Source organism: Ideonella sp. A 288, from assembly GCF_002198735.1.
In the GTDB taxonomy this organism is placed as follows: domain Bacteria; phylum Pseudomonadota; class Gammaproteobacteria; order Burkholderiales; family Burkholderiaceae_C; genus Pseudaquabacterium.
In genome coordinates this window covers 108786-126298 of the sequence record NZ_MWLO01000137.1, presented here as the reverse complement: position 1 = coordinate 126298, position 17513 = coordinate 108786, and the positions used below count along the sequence as shown (strand labels likewise).

15 protein-coding genes are annotated in these 17513 nt (G+C 67.7%); 4 read left to right on the top strand and 11 right to left on the bottom strand.

Going from position 1 to position 17513, the window contains the following annotated elements; all coding sequences use genetic code 11:
* Positions 1 to 11: 11 nt before the first annotated feature.
* The 4 genes from EOINJALH_RS20145 to EOINJALH_RS32250 form a co-directional block, all read right to left on the bottom strand.
* Positions 12 to 1424, bottom strand: a complete 1413-nt coding sequence (locus EOINJALH_RS20145) for an oligosaccharide flippase family protein (protein WP_158219829.1) — start codon at positions 1422 to 1424, stop codon at positions 12 to 14.
* A 60-nt stretch (positions 1425 to 1484) separates the two neighbouring features.
* On the bottom strand, positions 1485 to 2219 hold the full coding sequence (locus EOINJALH_RS20140; protein WP_144290105.1) for a hypothetical protein: 735 nt from the start codon (positions 2217 to 2219) through the stop codon (positions 1485 to 1487).
* A 333-nt stretch (positions 2220 to 2552) separates the two neighbouring features.
* Positions 2553 to 4025: a PEP-CTERM sorting domain-containing protein gene (locus EOINJALH_RS32255; RefSeq protein ID WP_199873434.1), complete on the bottom strand. Its 1473-nt coding sequence runs from the start codon at positions 4023 to 4025 to the stop codon at positions 2553 to 2555.
* Between the two features lie 204 nt (positions 4026 to 4229).
* Positions 4230 to 4526: an acyl carrier protein gene (locus tag EOINJALH_RS32250; RefSeq protein ID WP_234413951.1), complete on the bottom strand. Its 297-nt coding sequence runs from the start codon at positions 4524 to 4526 to the stop codon at positions 4230 to 4232.
* A 211-nt stretch (positions 4527 to 4737) separates the two neighbouring features.
* Between EOINJALH_RS32250 and EOINJALH_RS20125 the strand changes: the two genes are divergently transcribed.
* Positions 4738 to 6573 (top strand): hydrolase 1, exosortase A system-associated, encoded by a 1836-nt coding sequence (locus EOINJALH_RS20125; RefSeq protein WP_088283352.1) that lies wholly within the window; start codon positions 4738 to 4740, stop codon positions 6571 to 6573.
* A gap of 20 nt (positions 6574 to 6593) precedes the next feature.
* Here the strand turns inward: EOINJALH_RS20125 and EOINJALH_RS20120 are convergent, their stop codons facing one another.
* From EOINJALH_RS20120 to EOINJALH_RS20105, 4 genes are read right to left on the bottom strand one after another with little or no spacing between them, the layout of a single operon-like run.
* Positions 6594 to 7445 carry a hypothetical protein gene (locus EOINJALH_RS20120; RefSeq protein WP_088283350.1) on the bottom strand — a complete coding sequence of 284 codons (852 nt, stop codon included), beginning with the start codon at positions 7443 to 7445 and terminating at the stop codon, positions 6594 to 6596.
* Positions 7442 to 8917 (bottom strand): SDR family NAD(P)-dependent oxidoreductase, encoded by a 1476-nt coding sequence (locus EOINJALH_RS20115; RefSeq protein ID WP_088283348.1) that lies wholly within the window; start codon positions 8915 to 8917, stop codon positions 7442 to 7444. Before EOINJALH_RS20115 ends, EOINJALH_RS20120 begins: the two co-directional genes overlap by 4 nt.
* Positions 8914 to 10836, bottom strand: coding sequence for an HAD family hydrolase (locus tag EOINJALH_RS20110; RefSeq protein ID WP_088283346.1), 1923 nt, complete (start codon positions 10834 to 10836; stop codon positions 8914 to 8916). Before EOINJALH_RS20110 ends, EOINJALH_RS20115 begins: the two co-directional genes overlap by 4 nt.
* 31 nt (positions 10837 to 10867) lie before the next feature.
* Positions 10868 to 11176 (bottom strand): acyl carrier protein, encoded by a 309-nt coding sequence (locus EOINJALH_RS20105; RefSeq protein ID WP_199873432.1) that lies wholly within the window; start codon positions 11174 to 11176, stop codon positions 10868 to 10870.
* Positions 11177 to 11423: 247 nt separating this feature from the next.
* Here EOINJALH_RS20105 and EOINJALH_RS20100 point away from each other — a divergent pair, with 247 nt between their 5' ends.
* The 3 genes from EOINJALH_RS20100 to EOINJALH_RS20090 all read left to right on the top strand — a co-directional run bounded on the left by EOINJALH_RS20100 (position 11424) and on the right by EOINJALH_RS20090 (position 15158).
* Positions 11424 to 13028 carry an acyl-CoA ligase (AMP-forming), exosortase A system-associated gene (locus tag EOINJALH_RS20100; RefSeq protein WP_088283344.1) on the top strand — a complete coding sequence of 535 codons (1605 nt, stop codon included), beginning with the start codon at positions 11424 to 11426 and terminating at the stop codon, positions 13026 to 13028.
* Positions 13029 to 13088: 60 nt separating this feature from the next.
* Positions 13089 to 14345 (top strand): pyridoxal-dependent decarboxylase, exosortase A system-associated, encoded by a 1257-nt coding sequence (locus EOINJALH_RS20095; protein WP_088283342.1) that lies wholly within the window; start codon positions 13089 to 13091, stop codon positions 14343 to 14345.
* Positions 14346 to 14477: 132 nt separating this feature from the next.
* Positions 14478 to 15158 carry a hypothetical protein gene (locus tag EOINJALH_RS20090; RefSeq protein WP_144290104.1) on the top strand — a complete coding sequence of 227 codons (681 nt, stop codon included), beginning with the start codon at positions 14478 to 14480 and terminating at the stop codon, positions 15156 to 15158.
* Here EOINJALH_RS20090 and EOINJALH_RS20085 read toward each other — a convergent pair.
* From EOINJALH_RS20085 to EOINJALH_RS20075, 3 genes are all read right to left on the bottom strand, one after another.
* Entirely contained in the window at positions 15128 to 16207 is a 1080-nt protein-coding gene (locus EOINJALH_RS20085) for a nucleotidyltransferase family protein (protein WP_158219827.1), read from the bottom strand. The two genes, EOINJALH_RS20090 and EOINJALH_RS20085, sit on opposite strands and share 31 nt — an antisense overlap.
* A 70-nt stretch (positions 16208 to 16277) precedes the next feature.
* Complete coding sequence (locus tag EOINJALH_RS20080; RefSeq protein WP_088283336.1) at positions 16278 to 17195, bottom strand: HprK-related kinase A; 918 nt, start codon at positions 17193 to 17195, stop codon at positions 16278 to 16280.
* The gene (locus EOINJALH_RS20075) at positions 17192 to 17485 is read right to left on the bottom strand and encodes an HPr-rel-A system PqqD family peptide chaperone (RefSeq protein ID WP_088283334.1); all 294 of its coding nucleotides are present in this window, start codon (positions 17483 to 17485) and stop codon (positions 17192 to 17194) included. Before EOINJALH_RS20075 ends, EOINJALH_RS20080 begins: the two co-directional genes overlap by 4 nt.
* Positions 17486 to 17513: the final 28 nt, after the last annotated feature.

Genomic DNA, 17513 nt, shown 5'->3' with positions numbered 1-17513 from the left:
GCGGTGGCGGCCTAGCGGCGAATCAGCGCGCCTGCCGACGCGTGCATCAAGGCACCGACCTTCACCACCTCGCGCCAGAGCGGGTGTCCCAGGAGCTTGAGGCTGAGTATCCAGCCCGCCGCGGTGATGGCGCCCCCGCCGAAGACGAACCGTGCGAAATTGTTCTCTGTAATTCCTTCGACTGCGGACCACACCGCCACCGGGGCCACCGTCAGAACGGTGATGTACACGCTGGGCAGACAGTTGCGCGCCACGTCGACCAGGCGCAGCCCGATGCTCCGGTGCAGCACCCATTGCGACAACACGGCCGACACGACGGTGGCGCCCAGGAAGCCCCATGCCGCGCCGGGCAGCCCGAACGGCACGACCGCGAGCAGGCCGATGATCTGGGCCGAGACTATGCCGGCTTGCAGGTTGTTGCTGGTCTTGGCCTTGCCAATGGCCAACAAGGCCTCTTTGGCCAAGTGGTGCACCAGATCGACGGCGGCCGCCGCGCATGCGATCTTGGCCAGGGGCGCGGCCTCCACCCACTGCGGGCCATAGACCAGACGGATGGCGGCGAAGGCAATCACGCCCAGGAAGGCAATGAATGGCCAGCCGATGGCGGTGAGGTAGCTGATGCTGGTGAGATAACCCTTGACCAGGCTGCCGTCTTCCCGGTTGCTCTTGGCGAAGTACGGCATGCAGACCGGCAGCACCGCGCGCAGCACCAGCCGGTTGAAGATCTCGACCAGCCCGGTGGCGCGGCTGAAGATGGCCACGGCTGCCATGTTCTGTGCACGCCCGATGATCATCTCGGGCGCACCCTTGCCGAGTTGACCGAGGAAATAGACGCCGCTGGCGAACTTGCCGAAATGGAACACCTCGGCCACGCCGCGCAGCCCCGGCCAGCGCGGAAAGTCGCGGGGCCGGAACCACACCGACATCAGCACGGTGAGGGCGACGCCGGCCAGTGACGACCAAGCCAGGCTCATGTAGCCCATGCCCCTGAGCGCGCAAATGATCGAGACCGCGAAGCTGCCGACGTTGGCCACCAGGCCGACGATGAAGATTGGCTTGAAGTTCAGCTCACGCCGAAAGTAGGCCATGGTCACCGCCCCGAACGGGATGAGCAGGAAGTTGACGGCCTGCACGCGCATGACTTCCCCAACGCCGGCCGTTCGATAGAAGCCGGCGGCCCATTCCGAGCAGGTGAACAGCACCAGGCCCATGGTCCAGGAGATCGCGATGTTGAGCGTGAGCGCGGCGCGGATCTTGTCGCTGGTGAGGTTAGTTTCCTGGATCAGGTATTCACCGACACCGAAGTCCCGAAAGTTGCTGGCCAGCGCCGCGAACACGGCCGCCACTGCGAACACGCCGGTTTCCGCGGGTGTCAGAATGCGCGAGATCACCACGGTGCTGGCGATCTGGAGCGCGAGGTTCAAGTAGCTGTCGATCGCCGAGTACGCGAGCGACCGTCGTATCGTCGACACGTCAGTGCACGCTCATTGGCCGGCCTCCGACGCCGGAACGGAGGGCACCGTTGGCGTAGGGGCTGCGGCACTGGCGGCCGTGCTGGCGGCTGAACTTGCGGCTGTCGCAGCGCCCGCCGGAGTCCCAGACAAGTCGGCTGCCGAGGCGGCCAGCTGCACTGGAATGATCGTGGTGGGATCGCCCCCGAGCTTGCGGAATCGGTCGACCAGTTCCTTGGACCCCGGGGCGAACCGCAGCCCCTCGGCCGCCAGCACCTTGGCCTCGGCCTTTTGATGATTCTTGACCAGCACGTCGATCCAGCGGGTGTACGCGGGCCAGTAGTCGGGCTTGAGCTCACGCGCTGTGCGGAAGGCCTCCTGTGCCCCGCCGAGTTGGCCCAGCATCAATCTGGCCTCGCCGATGCGCAGAAAGATCTCGGGCGCCAGGACGAAGTTTCGTGGTGCGTTCTGGATGACGTAGAAGTAGTCGTTGACCGCCGACGTGAGCATGCCGGCACGAGCAACCGGCGCAACGCCAGGGGCCTGCGATCGGCGCACGTGGATCAAGCCCCAACAGTAGTGGTGCAGGGCCCAAAAGGCCTCGCCCATCACTGAGACCCAGTGGGGCGCACGCGGCGAGGGGTTGTAACTGGCATTGCCGTAGCGGATGGCTTGCACGTCCTGGCAGTAGGGCGGAAGCAGGGCCAGCTCACCGTCGGTGATGTTCTCGGGCGCCCCGATACACCACTGCGAGGTGGCGCACAGCATCAGGCCGATGGCCAGGCGATCGAGCCGCGGGGTCGTGCCGCGACTGCCTGCGTGTGTGGTCAAGGGTCTCTCCGTGCAAGCGAGGCCGACAAAGGCCGGTCGACGAACCAACGGCAGCGCCGCAGCGCGGGCCAAAGCGCCGCCGCATCGGCGAAGGCGGGATTATCGGCACGGAAGCCCGCCGTATCACCGCACACCCTGAACAATGTCGATCAGAGACCGAAAATTTGGCGACCGCCGTGGCCGCCACGTGGGCTGCAGGCCGGCGCCCTTGCCCCTGTGGCCGCAGTTGACGCCACCGCTGCCGCGCCGCTTGGGCGCGGCACACAAGACTCAGGGCACAACGCGCCGCCGAGCCGCCCAGCCGAGCATGCCCAGGCCCAGCATCAGCATCGCTGCCGTGCTGGCTTCGGGCACTGCAGCCAGGGGCTTGTACAGCCACACCGCTGCGTCGAGCGTGGTGCGGTTGAACTCATCCAAGGCCATGAAGGCGCCCAGCTCAGGAATGTACTTCCACTTGCCATACACGCCGGCCATGAAATTGCCGGCCGGCTGCGCCGCCGTCGTGCTGGTCAGTGGGGTGACGATCCAGTTTCGCGACAGGGCGCCATTGGCCAGGTAACTTGCACGCGTCGACCAGACCATGCCCCGCGCCTTACCATCCCAGATCAAGAACTGATCGTTGGCACTGTCATATTCGATGGCCATGTCGTCCGTCATGATCAGGGACGATCCGTCGGCCTTGATCAGCTTGACCGGAATGTCCGGGTTCAGCGACGGGTTCACGGCATTGGAGGTGGCCAGGTTCCAGATCGCCAGATCGCCCCGCGTGTCGTCGAACGAGGTTCTCACCATGAGGTTATTCTTGGAATCGATGGTGGCCGTGCCGCCCCTGGTGACCGTATTCACCGTCACACCGATGGTTTCCCATTTGTCCAGGCCGCCGTTGCGCACGTCGCCGACCGTGTACCGGACCAGCAACGGGAAGTGCGAGCTGCCCTGGTCCATGGTCAGGTAAACCACATCCTTGCCGCCTTCGTTGCGGTAGGCGGTGGTGACGTAGGGTGCATAGGGGCCCTCCGTGCCGGTCCATTGACCGTAGCGGTTGATCCACATGTTGCCGCCCGGCGAGGCCGGGTCGTAACCCGACCCACTGGAGCCGCCGACCTTGTTCGCATCGCCCTTGGTGGGGTCGAACATCCACGGCCCGTTGTTGCTGGCAACGCCGTTGACAAAGGTCTTGCCGCGGTCGCCGGAGTTGTAGCTAGGGCCGAGGAAATTGATGAACATATTGTTCACCGGAAGGAAGATGCTGCCGTCGTAGGTGTGCGCTGCCACCGGCGCCAGGTTGTCCACCACATAGAACGCGCCAGTGCCGTTGTTCGTGGGCAAGGTCAGGCTAGGCAAGGACTCGCGGGTCCACTGGCCAGTACTGGCCTGCCAGCCGTACATCTCATTGCCGGCGTAGTTGGCGTGCCCACCGCCCCACAGCAGCATCTGGCTGCTGTTGGAGTCCCAGGCAAACGAACTCCAAGCGTAGGCGATGGCCCCAGGTCCGTTTTGTGTGGGGTACAGCGTGCCGACCGAGGCCGCCCCGGCCGGCCACGCCGACGAAAAGCTTCCGGTGCTGGCCTTGACCCAACCGCCCGCCGGAGTGGCATCCAGCAGGTTCTGGAGTCGGGTCAAATCCTGCGCCGACACGCTGGGCGCATACGCCAAGCATCCGACCATCAGGGCCGCGTTCATCGCCTGCAGGCTGTTGCGGACAACCCGGTGGGGCGCGATCGAGGCTTGGAACTTGGGCATGGTCATATTCTCAATCGCAGTTTGACGACGTGAGCCCCCTTGTTCAAGGGGGGCGTTGGCGGGCGGTGCGAGCGGAAGTGTGCATAGGCCCGGCCGTTCGCGCAATGTGAACCCCGGGGCGTTCCAGGCCTATGGTGGCACCTGTGTTCGGGGAGAAACGAGCAGTGTGCCGTTTCGCTCGCAGGGGGCGCGGGCCACGATGATTCAGTCGTTTACCTTGCCTGCGACGAATGCCCGCAGTGTTCCAAAGGTCTGGAACACCGCGCCGTCGATCTCGTCGTCGTCGATGGTGATGCCGAAGCGCTCTTCCAGTGCAGTGATCAGCGAGACCACGCCCATCGAATCCAGTTCGGGCACGGCGCCGAGCAGGGGCGTGGACTCCACGAATGCCGAGCTTCGACCGCCCAGGTTCAGGGTGTCGTCAACCAGCGAGGCGAGTTCTTTGTTCAGATCCACAGCGGTGTCCCATTCGTTCGAGCGAAAAATCGGGTCAGGCGCCAAGGGGCGCCAGCCTGGTGCAGGCCGGGCGACTGGCCCAGCGGTCAAGCGCGGATCGTATCGAATCGGGTGCGGACCATCGGGCCACGAGGCCCGTCCGGTGCGGCGCCGGGACTGGATTCAGTGTCCGAGTTAACGCTAAGGTCGGCGACAGGCCGATGCCTCAACGCCGGCACTGGGAACCCCTGAGGCGGTCGGTGACAATCGCGACCCCATGGCCGACCCCACGCGGCCTTGTGCCGTTCGAACCATGACTCTCAGCGAATCCATCTGCCCACTGCGTCCCCTTTTGCTGGAGGGCAGCCGCGGGCCCCTGGTCGGGCTCTACCGCCCGCCGGCCGGGCATATGGCCCCACTGGGCGACATGCTCGTGGTGCCGGCGTTCGCGGAAGAGATGAACCGGTGCCGGTCGATGGTGACCTTGCAGGCCCTGGCGCTGGCCGAACGTGGCATCGGCACCCTGGTGCTCGACCCGCACGGCACGGGCGACAGTTCGGGGGAGTTCGAGGAAGGCGATTGGGCCACCTGGCGTGACGACCTGCGCCGAGGCATCGCCTGGTTGCGCACACACGGCCATGGCTGCCGTGCCTTGCTGGGCGTTCGGCTCGGGGCGCTGATGGCTGCCGAGTTGGCCGCGGACGACGCCGGCATCGACCGGCTCCTGCTGTGGATGCCGGTCCTGGCGGGCAAGGCCTATTGGACGCAGTTCCTGCGCATCCGCATCGCCGCCGAGATGGGCACGCCCGACGGGGTGAAGAGCACCGACGAGCTGCGCCAGCGGTCGATCCGCGGCGAAGCGGTCGAGGCCTCGGGCTATCCGGTCGGAGCGGCGCTGGCCCGGCAGCTCGACACCCTGGTCATGCCCGACGGCGATCGCCTGAAAGGCAAGGCGGTGGCCTGGTTCGATGTGGCCGCCAATGCCGACGCCACACCGTCTCGCGCCAGTGCGAAGCTCGCCGACGACTGGCGCGCCAAGGGGGTGCAGATCGGCGTGGCCCAGGTGACCGGCCCGCTGTTCTGGCAGGTCCATGAGCGGGCGGTGGCGCCGCAACTGATCGACGCGGCCACGGCGGCGGTGCTGGCCTGGCCGGTGTCGGCACCGGCGCCGCAGCCGTCGACCTCGATGGCGTTCCCGGCGCTCAACATCGCCATGGCCAGGGAGTACCCCCTGTCCTTCCGCTGCGGCGACGCCGAGCTGGCCGGCATCGTTCACCGTGGCGCCGCAGACGCGGTGCTCGGCGTGGTGATCGTGGTCGCCGGTGGTCCGCAGTACCGTGTCGGCGCGCACCGCCAGTTCGTGTCGCTGGGGCGGTTGTTCGCCAGCCACGGCTACCCGGTGATGCGCTTCGACCTGCGGGGCATGGGCGACAGCACAGGCGAACATCTGGGCTATCACCAGTCCAGAGCGGACATCCGGGCTGCCATCGACGAGTTCATGCGGCAGGTGCCTGGTCTGCGGCAGGTGGCGCTGTTTGGCGAGTGCGAATCGGCCAGCGGCATCCTGTTCTACGCCTCGCAAGACCCCAGGGTGCGCCAGATCGCCCTGGCCAACACCTGGGTGCGCACCGACGAAGTGCAGGCCGAGGCGATCCTGAAGCACTACTACATCGATCGCCTGCGGTCTCGCGAGTTCTGGCGGCATGTCATCACCGGTGGCTTCGATGTCGGCGCATCCTTCCGGTCGCTCGTCGGCGTGGTGCGTGGCTATTGGCGCGGCCGCAAGGCCAAGCGCCAGGCGATCCCGGACAACGGCCTGGCCGATTTCGATCGGCTGCCCTTGCCCGCCAAGACCGCCGAAGGCCTGCGTCGTTTCCGCGGGCCGGTGCTGTTGTTGATGAGTGGGCGCGATCTCATCGCGCGCGAGTTCGACGAGGTGACTCGGACGCACGACGCCTGGAAGGGCCTGCTGGCCGACCCGCGTGTGCGCCGCAAGGACATTGCCGACGCGGACCACACCTTCTCCAAGCCCGAGGCCAAGGCCGAGGCGCAGCAGACGCTTGTCGACTGGATGGCTCATGCGGTGGCCGACGCGGCCGGCCAGCGTCGCTGAGGGCACCAGCCCCTGACGGGTCAGACATCCAGCGACATCAGTTCGCTGTAGACGTCGCGGATCTGGGCATCGCCCAGTGTCTTGCTGAGGAACAGCTTGGGCTGAGTGCGCGGATCCGACAGCGCCAGGGCTGGGACCTTGCTCAGCCAGCGCGACTCGATCGACAAGGTGGCGAAGCCATGCGCAAGCAGCAGATGGCTGCGCAACAGCGCGTTGTGGCGATCGAAGGCGTTCCTGTCGCTGATGTGCATGATCCAGGCGCTGCGCAGGCGTTTCCACTGGGTGGGTTTGTAGATCACCCAGCACAGGTCTTGCCCTGCGCCGAAGACGGCGAACTCGAGCCAGGGGATCGACCGGTGGGCTTCGAAGTCGACCAGATCCTGGCCCGCCAGTCGACGGGCCACCTGGTCGCGCCGAGATTCGGCAAAGGCCCCCGGCCGCAGGGCCCTCAGGCTCGGCAGGTTGATGCAGCGGCAGCGCCGATCGTCGAGGTCCTTGAACTTCAGGCCGCGGAACACCTGTGTCACCGTCGGGTTGGGGGTGAACATCGTGAAGTGGTAGCCCGGCTGCTTGATCAGGTTCAGCAGCAGCCCGATGCCGTGCCGCCGATGGCTCTCGAGCACGCACCAACTGTGCGGATTGCAGAAGTGCTCGACCCGCCCGTCGATGACCTGGTCGGAGTAGATGGCACAGAAGACGCCGACCAACTGGTCGCCGTCGTGCAACTGCATGCCCAGGTTCGGACGCTGCGCCGCCCAGGGGTGCGTGAGCGAACTGATCCAGCGCTCGGCCGAGAACCGCTGGTTCAGGTGCTCGTGCAGGAACTGCCCGACGGCCTTCAGGTGTTCTGGCTGGATCGGGCTGACCTTCATCCTGCGCTGTCGACTCGGGGCCGGTCGTCCTGTGGATGCAAGCTGTGCAGAACCTTCAGCATCACCGCCAGCGGCGGCTCTCCTTCGACCCCCATGAAGCTGCTGTTCTGGTCGGTTTGCAGCCGCGGCAACCGTGGCCGGTGCACCGCAAGGCCGGCGTCCAGCGCCAGGTGATCGCACATGGCCTCGCCGGCGGCCTTGGCGGCGCAATACTCGGCAAACCCACGCTCGGGCTTGTCCAGGAAGACCGTCGATGGGTACAGCACCCGAAGTGGCGCCGCGCTGCCTTGGCGGCCCGCCGCCGCGGCTCGAACAGCGGCGACGAAGCCATGCACGTAGAAAGCACAGTATCGGTCGAACAGGGTTGGGCTCCAGGAGCCGGCCGGGCTTTTCGAGATGGGCGGGGTTGCGAAGTGGTACAGGTGCGTGAAACCGGCCGCGGCCAGTGCCGCGGCCTGCTCGGGAGGCAAGGCCCGGCTCGCGTCGAGTTGCGTTGCGCGGGCGTCGACACCGGCCGCGGCGGCCTCGTCGCAGATGCGCTGGGCGTCGGCCTGGCCCTGGGCGTAGGTCAGCATCACCCGTGCGCCGCCGGTCAACAGCAGTTTGGCCACCAATTCGCCCAGGCCGCGCGAGCCGCCGATCACCAGCGCGTGCTGTCCGGCAAAGCGAGCGGCATCGACGGCCGAGCGCAGGTCGGCCAGCAGCGGCTGGGACACCGGCGGAGCGCGGAAGAACGCGCTCAGCGTGCCTTCCAGTGTGCAGCCAGTCACGTCGATCCGGACACTTCGAAAGCGCGGGTCGGCGCGCGTCACGGCACAGTCCATCCTGCCGTCGGCGGAAATGGCCCCGGCGCGCAGCCGTCGCAGTTTCAGCTCTGAGTAGATCGAGTGCAGGCCCGGGCAGACCATGCCGACGATGCGGGTCGTCGCCAGCAGGTCCGCGGTGAGCTCTGGCCCCTGGGGCGCGTCGGCCAATGAAGGGAGCAGTTCCTGCATCAGGACGGTGTTGGCACCCAGCGGCACGCTCGACGCGAGTGCCGGCATCGGCTGCGGTGGCGGGAAGTCGGGGCACAACGGAAGCGCAGGAGCCTCTGGCGCGCGGTCCGCTGGCCTGGGCCCGCAGGCAAGGCCGTCCGCCAGCGTCAGCTTGGCGGTGAACAGCGGTCGACCTTCACTCGTCGCGACGATGCGCAGGCGGTCTGCGCCGCCTTCTCTGTCCGCCACCACGTCGACCGGCGTGCCGGTGCGCACGGGGGACCCAAACACCGCGCCGATGGTCTCGATGCGGGCGGGCACGACCCAGCCTGCCTCGGCGGCCAGATCCAGCGACTTCAGCACCAGATGGACACCGTGGCACACGGTGCCGCCGAACTGCAGGCGCCTGGCCGCCACAGGATCGACGTGCAGCGGATTGAAGTCGCCGGACAGTCGTGCAAAGTCCCAGCTGTCCCGCTCCGTCAGCGTGAAGTTCATGGCATGGTCACCGCGGGCTCTGCTCGAGGCGCTTCGACGAACGGCACGTCGAACGGCCTGAATGCCTGCAGGTCCAGCGTCCACCGCTGGGCATCGTCGGAGCTGTCATCCCTGGTGAAGCCCAGCTGCTCGAACAGGCCAGCCACGATGTGATTGCGTGGCGTGGGCACGTACAGCCCGATCAGCCGCCGGGCCCCGGCCGCGATCGCCTCACCGGCGATGCGGTTGCACACGGCCTCCTCCACCTTGCGGTTCAGCACGCGGCAACTCATCAACCAGCTGTCGATCTCCCATTCGTCGGGCCGGCGGTGGCAGATCACGGCGCAGATCATGCCGTTGTCGCCGAAGCGATCGACCAGGCCCACCTGCAGCGTGAAATGGTCGGGCGAGGTTTCCATCGCGGCCACTTGTGCTTCGGTGTAGCGGCGCGTCGTGACGTTGAACTGGTTGGTCTTGTTGATCAACTGGGTGATGCGCTTGCGGCCCTGGGCATGGAAGGGCGCGAACTGGATCGTCATCCCCAGGGATTGCAGGAACTGGCCGAGGTCGCGCGAGCCTTCCAGCAGCTCGGCGCGGTGCGCGTTGCCCTGGTACTGGTCGGCCCTGGCCAGGTCTTCCGGAGTGAACGCCACCGATTCGAAGTAGCCCCCGAGCATCAGCGTGCGGACGTAGCTGGATGGGTCCGAGTCGAGCTCCGGCACGGCCACCGCCGGCAGCGCCTGCCGAACCTGGGCCCGCTCGACCGGGTTGTCGTCCAGGAACACCAGCGCGTCCAGGCCGATGTCCAGCCGCTGGGCGATGCGCTCCAGGTTCGACGCCTTGTCTTCCCAGTTGGCGATGAAGACCGCGAAGTCGTCTTCCTTCAGGATCATGCCGGGGTGCTGGCGAAAGGGCAGACGAGCCGTCTGGTCGTCGTTCTTCGAGCAGACCGCCAGCACGATGCCCCGGCGGCGAAGATCCAGGGCTGCGGACTGGACCGCCCGGTGCGCTTCGCCGCGGGCATCGCCCTGGTCGACGGCGATGCCTTCCAGGCCGTCGTCTCCGATGACCCCGCCCCAGAGCGTGTTGTCGAGGTCCAGCACCAGGCACTTGCGCGCCTTTCCACGCAGTGCGGCGATGGTGCGCATCACATGGTCGGCGTACAGCGGAAGGGCGCGCTGCGAGAAGGCCAGCTTGGCGAGGTGCCAGTCGCGATCGTTGTACCAGTCGTCCAATCCGACCGACTGTGCCAGGGCGTCGATGTCGACGAGCAGGTCGCCCTTCGCTGAAAGGTCGCTCGCCAGGCTTCGGTTGAAGGCGGCGATCGCGGAGCGCTCAGACCCTGCGAGCGTGGCGTCTAGGCTGCCGAACAACGGCACCAGGGGTTGAGGCACCGATTGGACAAGGCAAACGGCGCCGCTGTGGCGGCGAAATCCTGCCCGGATGGTCTCCATCTCCTGCAGCGCCGCCGCAGAGTCGCAGGGCGGCCAGGCTCCGCCGGCGTCGTTGCGAAACGGCAGGCCACGATGATCGAGCGCAATCAGCACGGCATCCGGCTTGGCGGCGTTGATCGCGGATGCCGGGTCGAGAGACGCCTGCACCACCTGGCCGAACGGGCCGGTGACCACTTTCAGCGCGATCCCATAGCGCAGGGCCGTGGCCTCGAGGAACGGGACGATGAAGTCCACGGTGGCATTGCTCGCGATGCCCAGCGTGAACTGGGTGAGCGATGTCGTCTGGCGACTGGCCTGAAGCCGCTTCAGCGCGCGCGAGAGGGACAGGGCCTGGTTCATGCCCAGCGCCTGCCGGCTAAGCGCCGAGAGTGTTGCGCCCCAATCCGCTTCGGCGGACTGCTCGACTGCCGCGAGCGTGGTCTTGAAGTCGCCCGAAAGCCGCGGCAGCCAGGGCAGGTCGAGCAGGGTGAGGCGTGTGGTACTCATAGAACGGGACGCGAGTGGCAGGGCGGGCGCGTCACCCCTTGCTGGTGATGCAGGCCAGAATCTGGGCGACCGACGTCATCTGCTCGATTTCGTCGAGCGTGAAGCTGATGCCCAGGTCTTCCTCCAGGGCGGAGATCAACCGGATGTGCCCCAGGCTGTCCCATGCCTCCAGGGACTCGCGGCTGGTGTCGTCGGCCAGGGTCAACTGGTCGTCGTCGAAGACTTCGCGGAAGATGCTCTGCAGTCTCGATCGGGTGTCTTGGGTCATGGTGTCGGCAAGCGCGTTGGACGGGTCGGCACAGCTCTGTGCGCAGACGCCGTGGGAATTGTCGGAGGGCATTGTGAGAGATGAGCAGGGGCGCCTGACTTCGGCCACTGCCGAAAAGCACAAAAAGTCGCGAAACCGACAGCGCGACAGAGGCTGGGCCGATGGCGCATGGACAGCGCCGCGGCAGCCCGGCCGGGGTGGCCATGGCGCGCGCGACGGGCAAGGCCAGGGCAATCCGTCACGAACCCGATGCCGGCCCCAGACCGGTGCTGCGATACATTGAAGGTTTGACCTTCCGTCACTCGATCGATTGAGCCGTATGACCGATTCCGTGCTGCTGCACGAGCTGATTTCCGTCGCCGCGCAGCGTGCTCCCGAGGCGGTTGCCGTCTCCTGGCGAGGATCCTCGGCCACCTACGCTGAGCTCGCCCAATCGGTGGAGCGTTGTGCCCAGGGGTTGTTGGCCCTTGGACTCGGTCGCGGTGAGCGGGTGGGCATCTATCTGGAGAAAAGGCTGGAGACGGTCGTGTCGAGTTTCGGCGCGCCCGCGGCCGGCGGTGTGTTTGTGCCGTTGAACCCGCTGCTCAAGCCCGAGCAGGTGGTCTTCATCCTGCGCGACTGCGATGTGCGCGTGCTGGTCACGTCGCCTGAGCGGTACGCGCTGCTCGCGCCGGTCCTGGCGGGGTGTCCGGCCCTCCGGCACGTCGTGCTGACCGACGCCGCAGCTGCGGCCACCGAGGCTGCACCGACGCTGAACGTGTGCACCTGGGCGGACTTGTTGGCTGCGCCATCCGCGCCGGCCCACCGCGTGATCGACACCGACATGGCGGCCATCCTCTACACCTCGGGCAGCACGGGCAAGCCGAAGGGGGTGGTGCTGTCGCATCGCAACATGGTCGCGGGCGCGAAGAGCGTGGCGTCCTACCTTGAAAACAGACCGGGCGACACCCTGCTGGCGGCGTTGCCGTTGTCGTTCGACGCCGGCTTCAGCCAGCTGACGACGGCCTTCCATGCCGGTGCCCGGGTCGAGTTGCTGAACTACCTGATGCCGCGCGACGTGCTCCGGGCCATGGAACGGGAACGCGTCACCGGGCTGACCGCCGTGCCGCCGCTGTACATCCAGCTGGCCCAGCTGGAGTGGCCGGCCGCCATCGGCGAACACCTGCGCTACTTCGCCAACACCGGCGGCCGGATGCCCAGGGAAACGCTCACCGCTCTGCGGGCGCGCGTGCCGCGCGCCAAGCCATTCCTCATGTACGGCCTGACCGAGGCCTTCCGGTCCACCTACCTGCCGCCGGAAGAAGTCGACCGTCGGCCGGACTCCATCGGCAAGGCCATCCCGAACGCCGAGATCCTGGTGCTTCGCGAGGACGGCACGCCGTGCGGCGCCGAAGAACCCGGCGAACTCGTGCACCGCGGCGCGCTGGTCGGCCAGGGCTACTGGAACGATGCCGAGAAGACGGCCGAGCGCTACAAACTGCTGCCCGTCGGCGCGCCCGGCCGTCCGGCGGGGCTGCAATTGCCCGAGTACGCCGTGTTCTCGGGCGACACCGTGCGTCGCGATGCGGACGGCTTCCTCTACTTCATCGGTCGCCGCGACGAGATGATGAAGACCTCGGGCTACCGGGTGAGCCCCACCGAGGTCGAAGAGATCCTGTACGCGACCCGTCTGGTCGGCGAGTGCGTGGCCTTCGGCGTCGACCACCCGACCTTGGGTCATGCGATCCAGGTGATCGCCACGCGGCCGGCCGATGCCACCACGCTCGACATCGATGCCGTGATGGCCGCCTGCCGGGCGCAGATGCCTGCGTACATGATGCCTCATGGCATCGAATCCGCCGAAGGGCCGTTGCCCCGCAATCCCAACGGCAAGATCGATCGCAAACTGCTGTCCACCCAGTGGGTCGAGCGTCACGTTGGCTGAAGCATCGAGCCGCAGGGCCGGTCGCTGCCACGGGCGTCGGCTCCATCCTTGTTGAAAGCCATGTCCCCTTCTGATCGACAGCCTCCCGTGCGCGCCGTGGTGCATGCACCGATGAACCAGTTTCCCGTGCACGACGGACAGTTGGTGGTCGGTGGGATGGCGCTGACACGCCTGGCCGATCGCGTCGGCCAGACGCCGTTCTACGCCTATGACCGCGGCCTGCTGCGCCAGCGTGTGGCCGAGCTTCGCAGTGCCCTGCCGTCCGGCATCAAGCTGCACTACGCCATGAAGGCCAACCCGATGCCGGCCGTGGTCGGCTTCATGGCGGGGCTGGTCGACGGCATCGACGTGGCGTCGGCGGGCGAACTGAAGGTCGCACTGGACGCCGGTGCCGATCCCGTCGAAGTGAGCTTCGCCGGCCCCGGCAAGCGCGATGTCGAGTTGCGCCAGGCCGCTGCGGCCGGTGTGCTCATCAACCTCGAATCGCTGCGCGAGGTGGACGTGCTGGCAGACATTGCCGCCCGAGACGGCCGGGGCGCCCGCGTGGCGGTTCGCGTCAATCCCGACTTCGAGCTTAAGGGCTCGGGCATGAAGATGGGCGGCGGCCCCAAGCAGTTCGGCGTCGACGTCGAGGTGGTGCCGCAGTTGCTCGGGCGCATCGCGCAGGCGGGTCTGTCGTTCGAAGGCTTCCACCTCTTCGCCGGCTCGCAGAACCTGCGCGCCGACTCCATCTGCGAAGCCCAGCGAAAGTCGTACGAGCTGGCGCTGCGGCTCGCCGAGGCCGTTCCGGCGCCCGTGAAGTTCCTGAACCTCGGCGGAGGCTTCGGCATCCCCTACTTCCCAGGTGAGCAGCGGCTCGACCTGGCGCCCATCGGCGACAACCTCCGGGCGATCCAGGATCGCGCGCGGTCCGAACTGCCCGAGGCCTCCATCGTCATCGAACTCGGCCGCTACTTCGTCGGCGAGGCCGGTGTCTACGTGGCCCGCGTGGTGGACCGCAAGGTGTCGCGCGGTCAGGTGTACCTGGTCACCGACGGCGGCCTGCACCACCACCTGTCGGCCTCGGGCAACTTCGGCCAGGTGGTGCGCAAGAATTACCCGGTCACGATCGGCAGCAAGGCGGGCGACGGCGAGCGCGAGGTCGCCTCGGTGGTCGGACCCCTGTGCACGCCGCTCGACCTGCTGGCCGATCGCATGGACCTGCCGGTGGCCGACGTGGGCGACCTCGTGGTCGTGTACCAGTCTGGCGCCTACGGTGCGAGCGCCAGCCCGCAATCGTTCCTGGGCCATCCGGCCTGCGTAGAAGTGCTCGTCTGACCGATCCGTCGGACCACCCATTCAGGTGGTTTGCCGGTTCTGCGGCCTTGCAGCGCGAAGGGCCGATGCCAGAATGAACGGTCCCCCGGCATGGTGGGCTTCTACGGGTTGGCACGCGGTCGAGGTGTTGAGATGAGCAAGCGCGCTTTGGTGGCATTGGTGGCCTGGGCTGCATGCCAGGCGGCGATGGCCGCTGACGCGCCGAAGGCATCGACCGAGCGTGCCGCAGCCGGGCCGACCGGTGGCGGATCAGAAGCAGCCGAAGAGCCCGAGCCAGCGCGTCCATCGCAGCTCGAGGTCTCCACCGGTGACCGCAGCATGGACCTCTTGCTGAAGGCGAAGCTGGGCGGCGATTCCGGCGTCGAGGGCGATCCGGCGGCGTTGGATCGTGCCTCTCGCGGGATGTCAGTCGCCGTGCCCGACCCGTCCCGCCGCGCCAGCGCACCGCCGGGCACGCTGGCGGCCGATCGCGACGCCGCCGACCCCACCCTCGTCAGGCAGTTGATCAAGTCGGCCGTCGGCGTCCTGGGCGGTGGCGAGCGTGCGCCACCGCGCGAGAGCCCGACGGTCAACGATCGGGCGGAAGCCACGGCCATGCCCCTGGTGGTGGCCGCGCCGGCCGACGGCGTGCTGGCCGTACCGGGAAGGTTCTTCGCCTTCATCCGGGAGCATCGTGACTGGGTGGTCAGTCTGGCCGTGCTGGTCGGTGCCACGGCGGGCTTCGTCACCTGGCGGCAAGGGCGGGCTTCATCCAGGCCTGCCGCGCCCGCCGGAACCCGGCGTCATGGCTCGCGCCGCAGGCGCCGCACGTAGGCCTTGCGCACCAGGTGCGGCACCACCTGGTGCATGGGCATGCGCACGTAGTGCGACCGCACGTACAGCAGCCAGCGTGCCCAGGGCGATGACGGCAGGTCGCTGCTGGGGTGGGGCGGCCTGAGCGCAATGGTCAGCAGCGCACTCAACCCCTTCGCGCTGGCGCCCCAGGGTTCGATCTCGACCAGGCGGTCGTGCGCCTCGGCCGGCCAGGTCAGGCCGGTCAGGCGCTGCAGTTGAACCAGCACCTGGCGCAGCGGCTCCGCCAGCCGCAGCGAGGCGGCCCGATCGACCAGCGAGGGCCAGAACCTGGCATCGGCACCGAAATGCAGCAGCAGTTCGCGCAGATCCAGAAGGTCGCGCAGCCCCGTGCCGAATTCGCCTTCCTGCAGAAGGTGGATGGCACTGTGCAACACCATGTCTTCTGGGCAGAGAATGTGCAGTCGACCACCCGGCCTGAGCGGCCGAGCCCGGGCCATCAGGGCGCTGCCATCGACGCGGTAGCGCGAGGTCGGTGGCGCGATCGTGTGGTGCAGGTCGATGTAGGTGCCCCGCTGCACATGCTTGAGCGGCGGGATCTCGTGCATCCAGTCGCGGTAGTAGCGTTCATCGTACGCATCGTGACGGCCGGGGATCCAGCCGGCCACGAAGAGCGCCGTTTCCGCGTCCGCCATGCGCGGGCGGTCGACCATGACGTCGATGTCGGAGAACATCCGGCCGCGGGCGGCGGGCAGGCCGCCGGCCAGGTAGGCCGCACCCTTGAGCAGCACCACCGGTGTGTCGACGCTGGCCAGGGCCGATTCGATGCAATCGATCTCCCAGGCCACCTCGCGGTGCTGGCGCTCGGCGGCCATGAGGGCATTGCGCAGGTAGTGGTCGGGGCCGCGCGGCACCCGGTCCATCCAGCCTCGGTCCTGGAACAGCAGGGCCATGCGTGCCTGCAGCCGGCACTGGCGGGCCTGGCCGAGTGCGTCTTCCCAGTCGCGCAACGACCAGGTCGGGCACTCGTCGGCCACCCACAGGCCGGACAACAGGTCGCGACCGCTCACCCCAGCCCCCTGGGTGCTGCGCGCCGTCCCCCCGACGGGGAATGAGCGCCTCCGGACGGCAGAGCGGCGCTCATGACTGTGAATCGGCAGCCAGCCGGTCGAACACCGCGACGGCATCGTCGAGCCGGCTGTAGCTGAACTCGTAGCAGTCGCTGGTGTCGATCACGCCGGCCAGTGCGTCGAAGGCCGTGCGGCCGAGCAGTGAGTAGTTGAAGCCATTGCGGGCCAGTTCCAGCATGCTGTCGGCCTTGGGGCGGGGCCTGAGGTCGGCGTCCGAACCGGCCACGAAGCGCGGGAAGATGACCCAGCGCGGCTGCGCCGTTTCGTCCAGCCTGGCCAGATGCTCGGCAGGCACGCGCATGTGGGTCACCGTGCCCTTGGTGGTCTCGCGCGTCTCCTGGTTCAGCACGGCACTGGGCTCGAAGGCGCGGATCACCTGCAGCGACTCGTTCTTCAGGCTGACGGGGCGTGCCAACGGCGTGATCGACAGGGTCGCAGGGTCGATGAGGGCCAACTCGTCGGACAGCAGGCGCCAGCCACGGTGGATGAGGCCCGCACACAGCGTGCTCTTGCCCGAGCCGGGCGGCGCCGGCAGGATGGCGGCGAAGCCGTGGCGCTCGATCACGGCCGCATGCAGCAACAGGTACTGGTGCGCCTGGGTCGAGATGCACCAGTTCATCGACCATTCCAGCAGCGGGTAGGCGTGGTCCTCCGGCAGCGGCTCGAACGGCGACTCGCCGTCGTAGACGAAGCGGGCCTGGGGCTTGATCCAGCGGCGCAGGCCGGTGCCTCTCGCCATCGTCACCGTGAAGTCGATGAAGTCGGCGTCGTCGGACAGAGGCGATTCACCGTACAGCAGCGCCAAACCATCGGCCACTGATTCGATGGGCGACTGCAGCCGAAAGTTGAACGGGCCCGTGCGCACCCGCAGTCCGTCGCCGTGCAGGCGGGCGCGCAGTTCCTGGCGCGACAGTTCGCGGAGCTTCATGGGGTGCCTGCCTGCAGCCACCCCAGGACGACCAGGCGACCGACGATCACGTTCAGGGCTTCCGGCAGTTGCGCCTGCTCGGTGCCATCCACCGCGTCGGCCAAGTCAAGCCGCAGCGCCTCGACCGAGGCGGGTTGCTGCTCCAGGTGGGCCACCACGGCGGCCGTCAGGCGATCGAGTTGGTGGGTCTGCCCGGAACTGGCTTCGTAGACGACGGCATCGCCACCCCAGTCTCGCCATTGCAGCGAGACCAGCGGGTTCAGCCGCCAGACGGCATCGGGTGCGCTCAAGCAGACAGGCCCTGCGTCAGGGCGGCGC

What these genes read in the sequence shown, in the direction of transcription:
- EOINJALH_RS20095 (WP_088283342.1), top strand. Translation starts at nt 13,089, where the DNA reads ATGTCCCCTTCTGATCGACAGCCTCCCGTGCGCGCCGTGGTGCATGCA.
- EOINJALH_RS20090 (WP_144290104.1), top strand. Translation starts at nt 14,478, where the DNA reads ATGAGCAAGCGCGCTTTGGTGGCATTGGTGGCCTGGGCTGCATGCCAG.
- EOINJALH_RS20140 (WP_144290105.1), bottom strand. Translation starts at nt 2,219, where the DNA reads ATGCTGTGCGCCACCTCGCAGTGGTGTATCGGGGCGCCCGAGAACATC.
- EOINJALH_RS32255 (WP_199873434.1), bottom strand. Translation starts at nt 4,025, where the DNA reads ATGCCCAAGTTCCAAGCCTCGATCGCGCCCCACCGGGTTGTCCGCAAC.
- EOINJALH_RS20125 (WP_088283352.1), top strand. Translation starts at nt 4,738, where the DNA reads ATGGCCGACCCCACGCGGCCTTGTGCCGTTCGAACCATGACTCTCAGC.
- EOINJALH_RS20100 (WP_088283344.1), top strand. Translation starts at nt 11,424, where the DNA reads ATGACCGATTCCGTGCTGCTGCACGAGCTGATTTCCGTCGCCGCGCAG.
- EOINJALH_RS20115 (WP_088283348.1), bottom strand. Translation starts at nt 8,917, where the DNA reads ATGAACTTCACGCTGACGGAGCGGGACAGCTGGGACTTTGCACGACTG.
- EOINJALH_RS20120 (WP_088283350.1), bottom strand. Translation starts at nt 7,445, where the DNA reads ATGAAGGTCAGCCCGATCCAGCCAGAACACCTGAAGGCCGTCGGGCAG.
- EOINJALH_RS20080 (WP_088283336.1), bottom strand. Translation starts at nt 17,195, where the DNA reads ATGAAGCTCCGCGAACTGTCGCGCCAGGAACTGCGCGCCCGCCTGCAC.
- EOINJALH_RS20110 (WP_088283346.1), bottom strand. Translation starts at nt 10,836, where the DNA reads ATGAGTACCACACGCCTCACCCTGCTCGACCTGCCCTGGCTGCCGCGG.
- EOINJALH_RS20105 (WP_199873432.1), bottom strand. Translation starts at nt 11,176, where the DNA reads ATGCCCTCCGACAATTCCCACGGCGTCTGCGCACAGAGCTGTGCCGAC.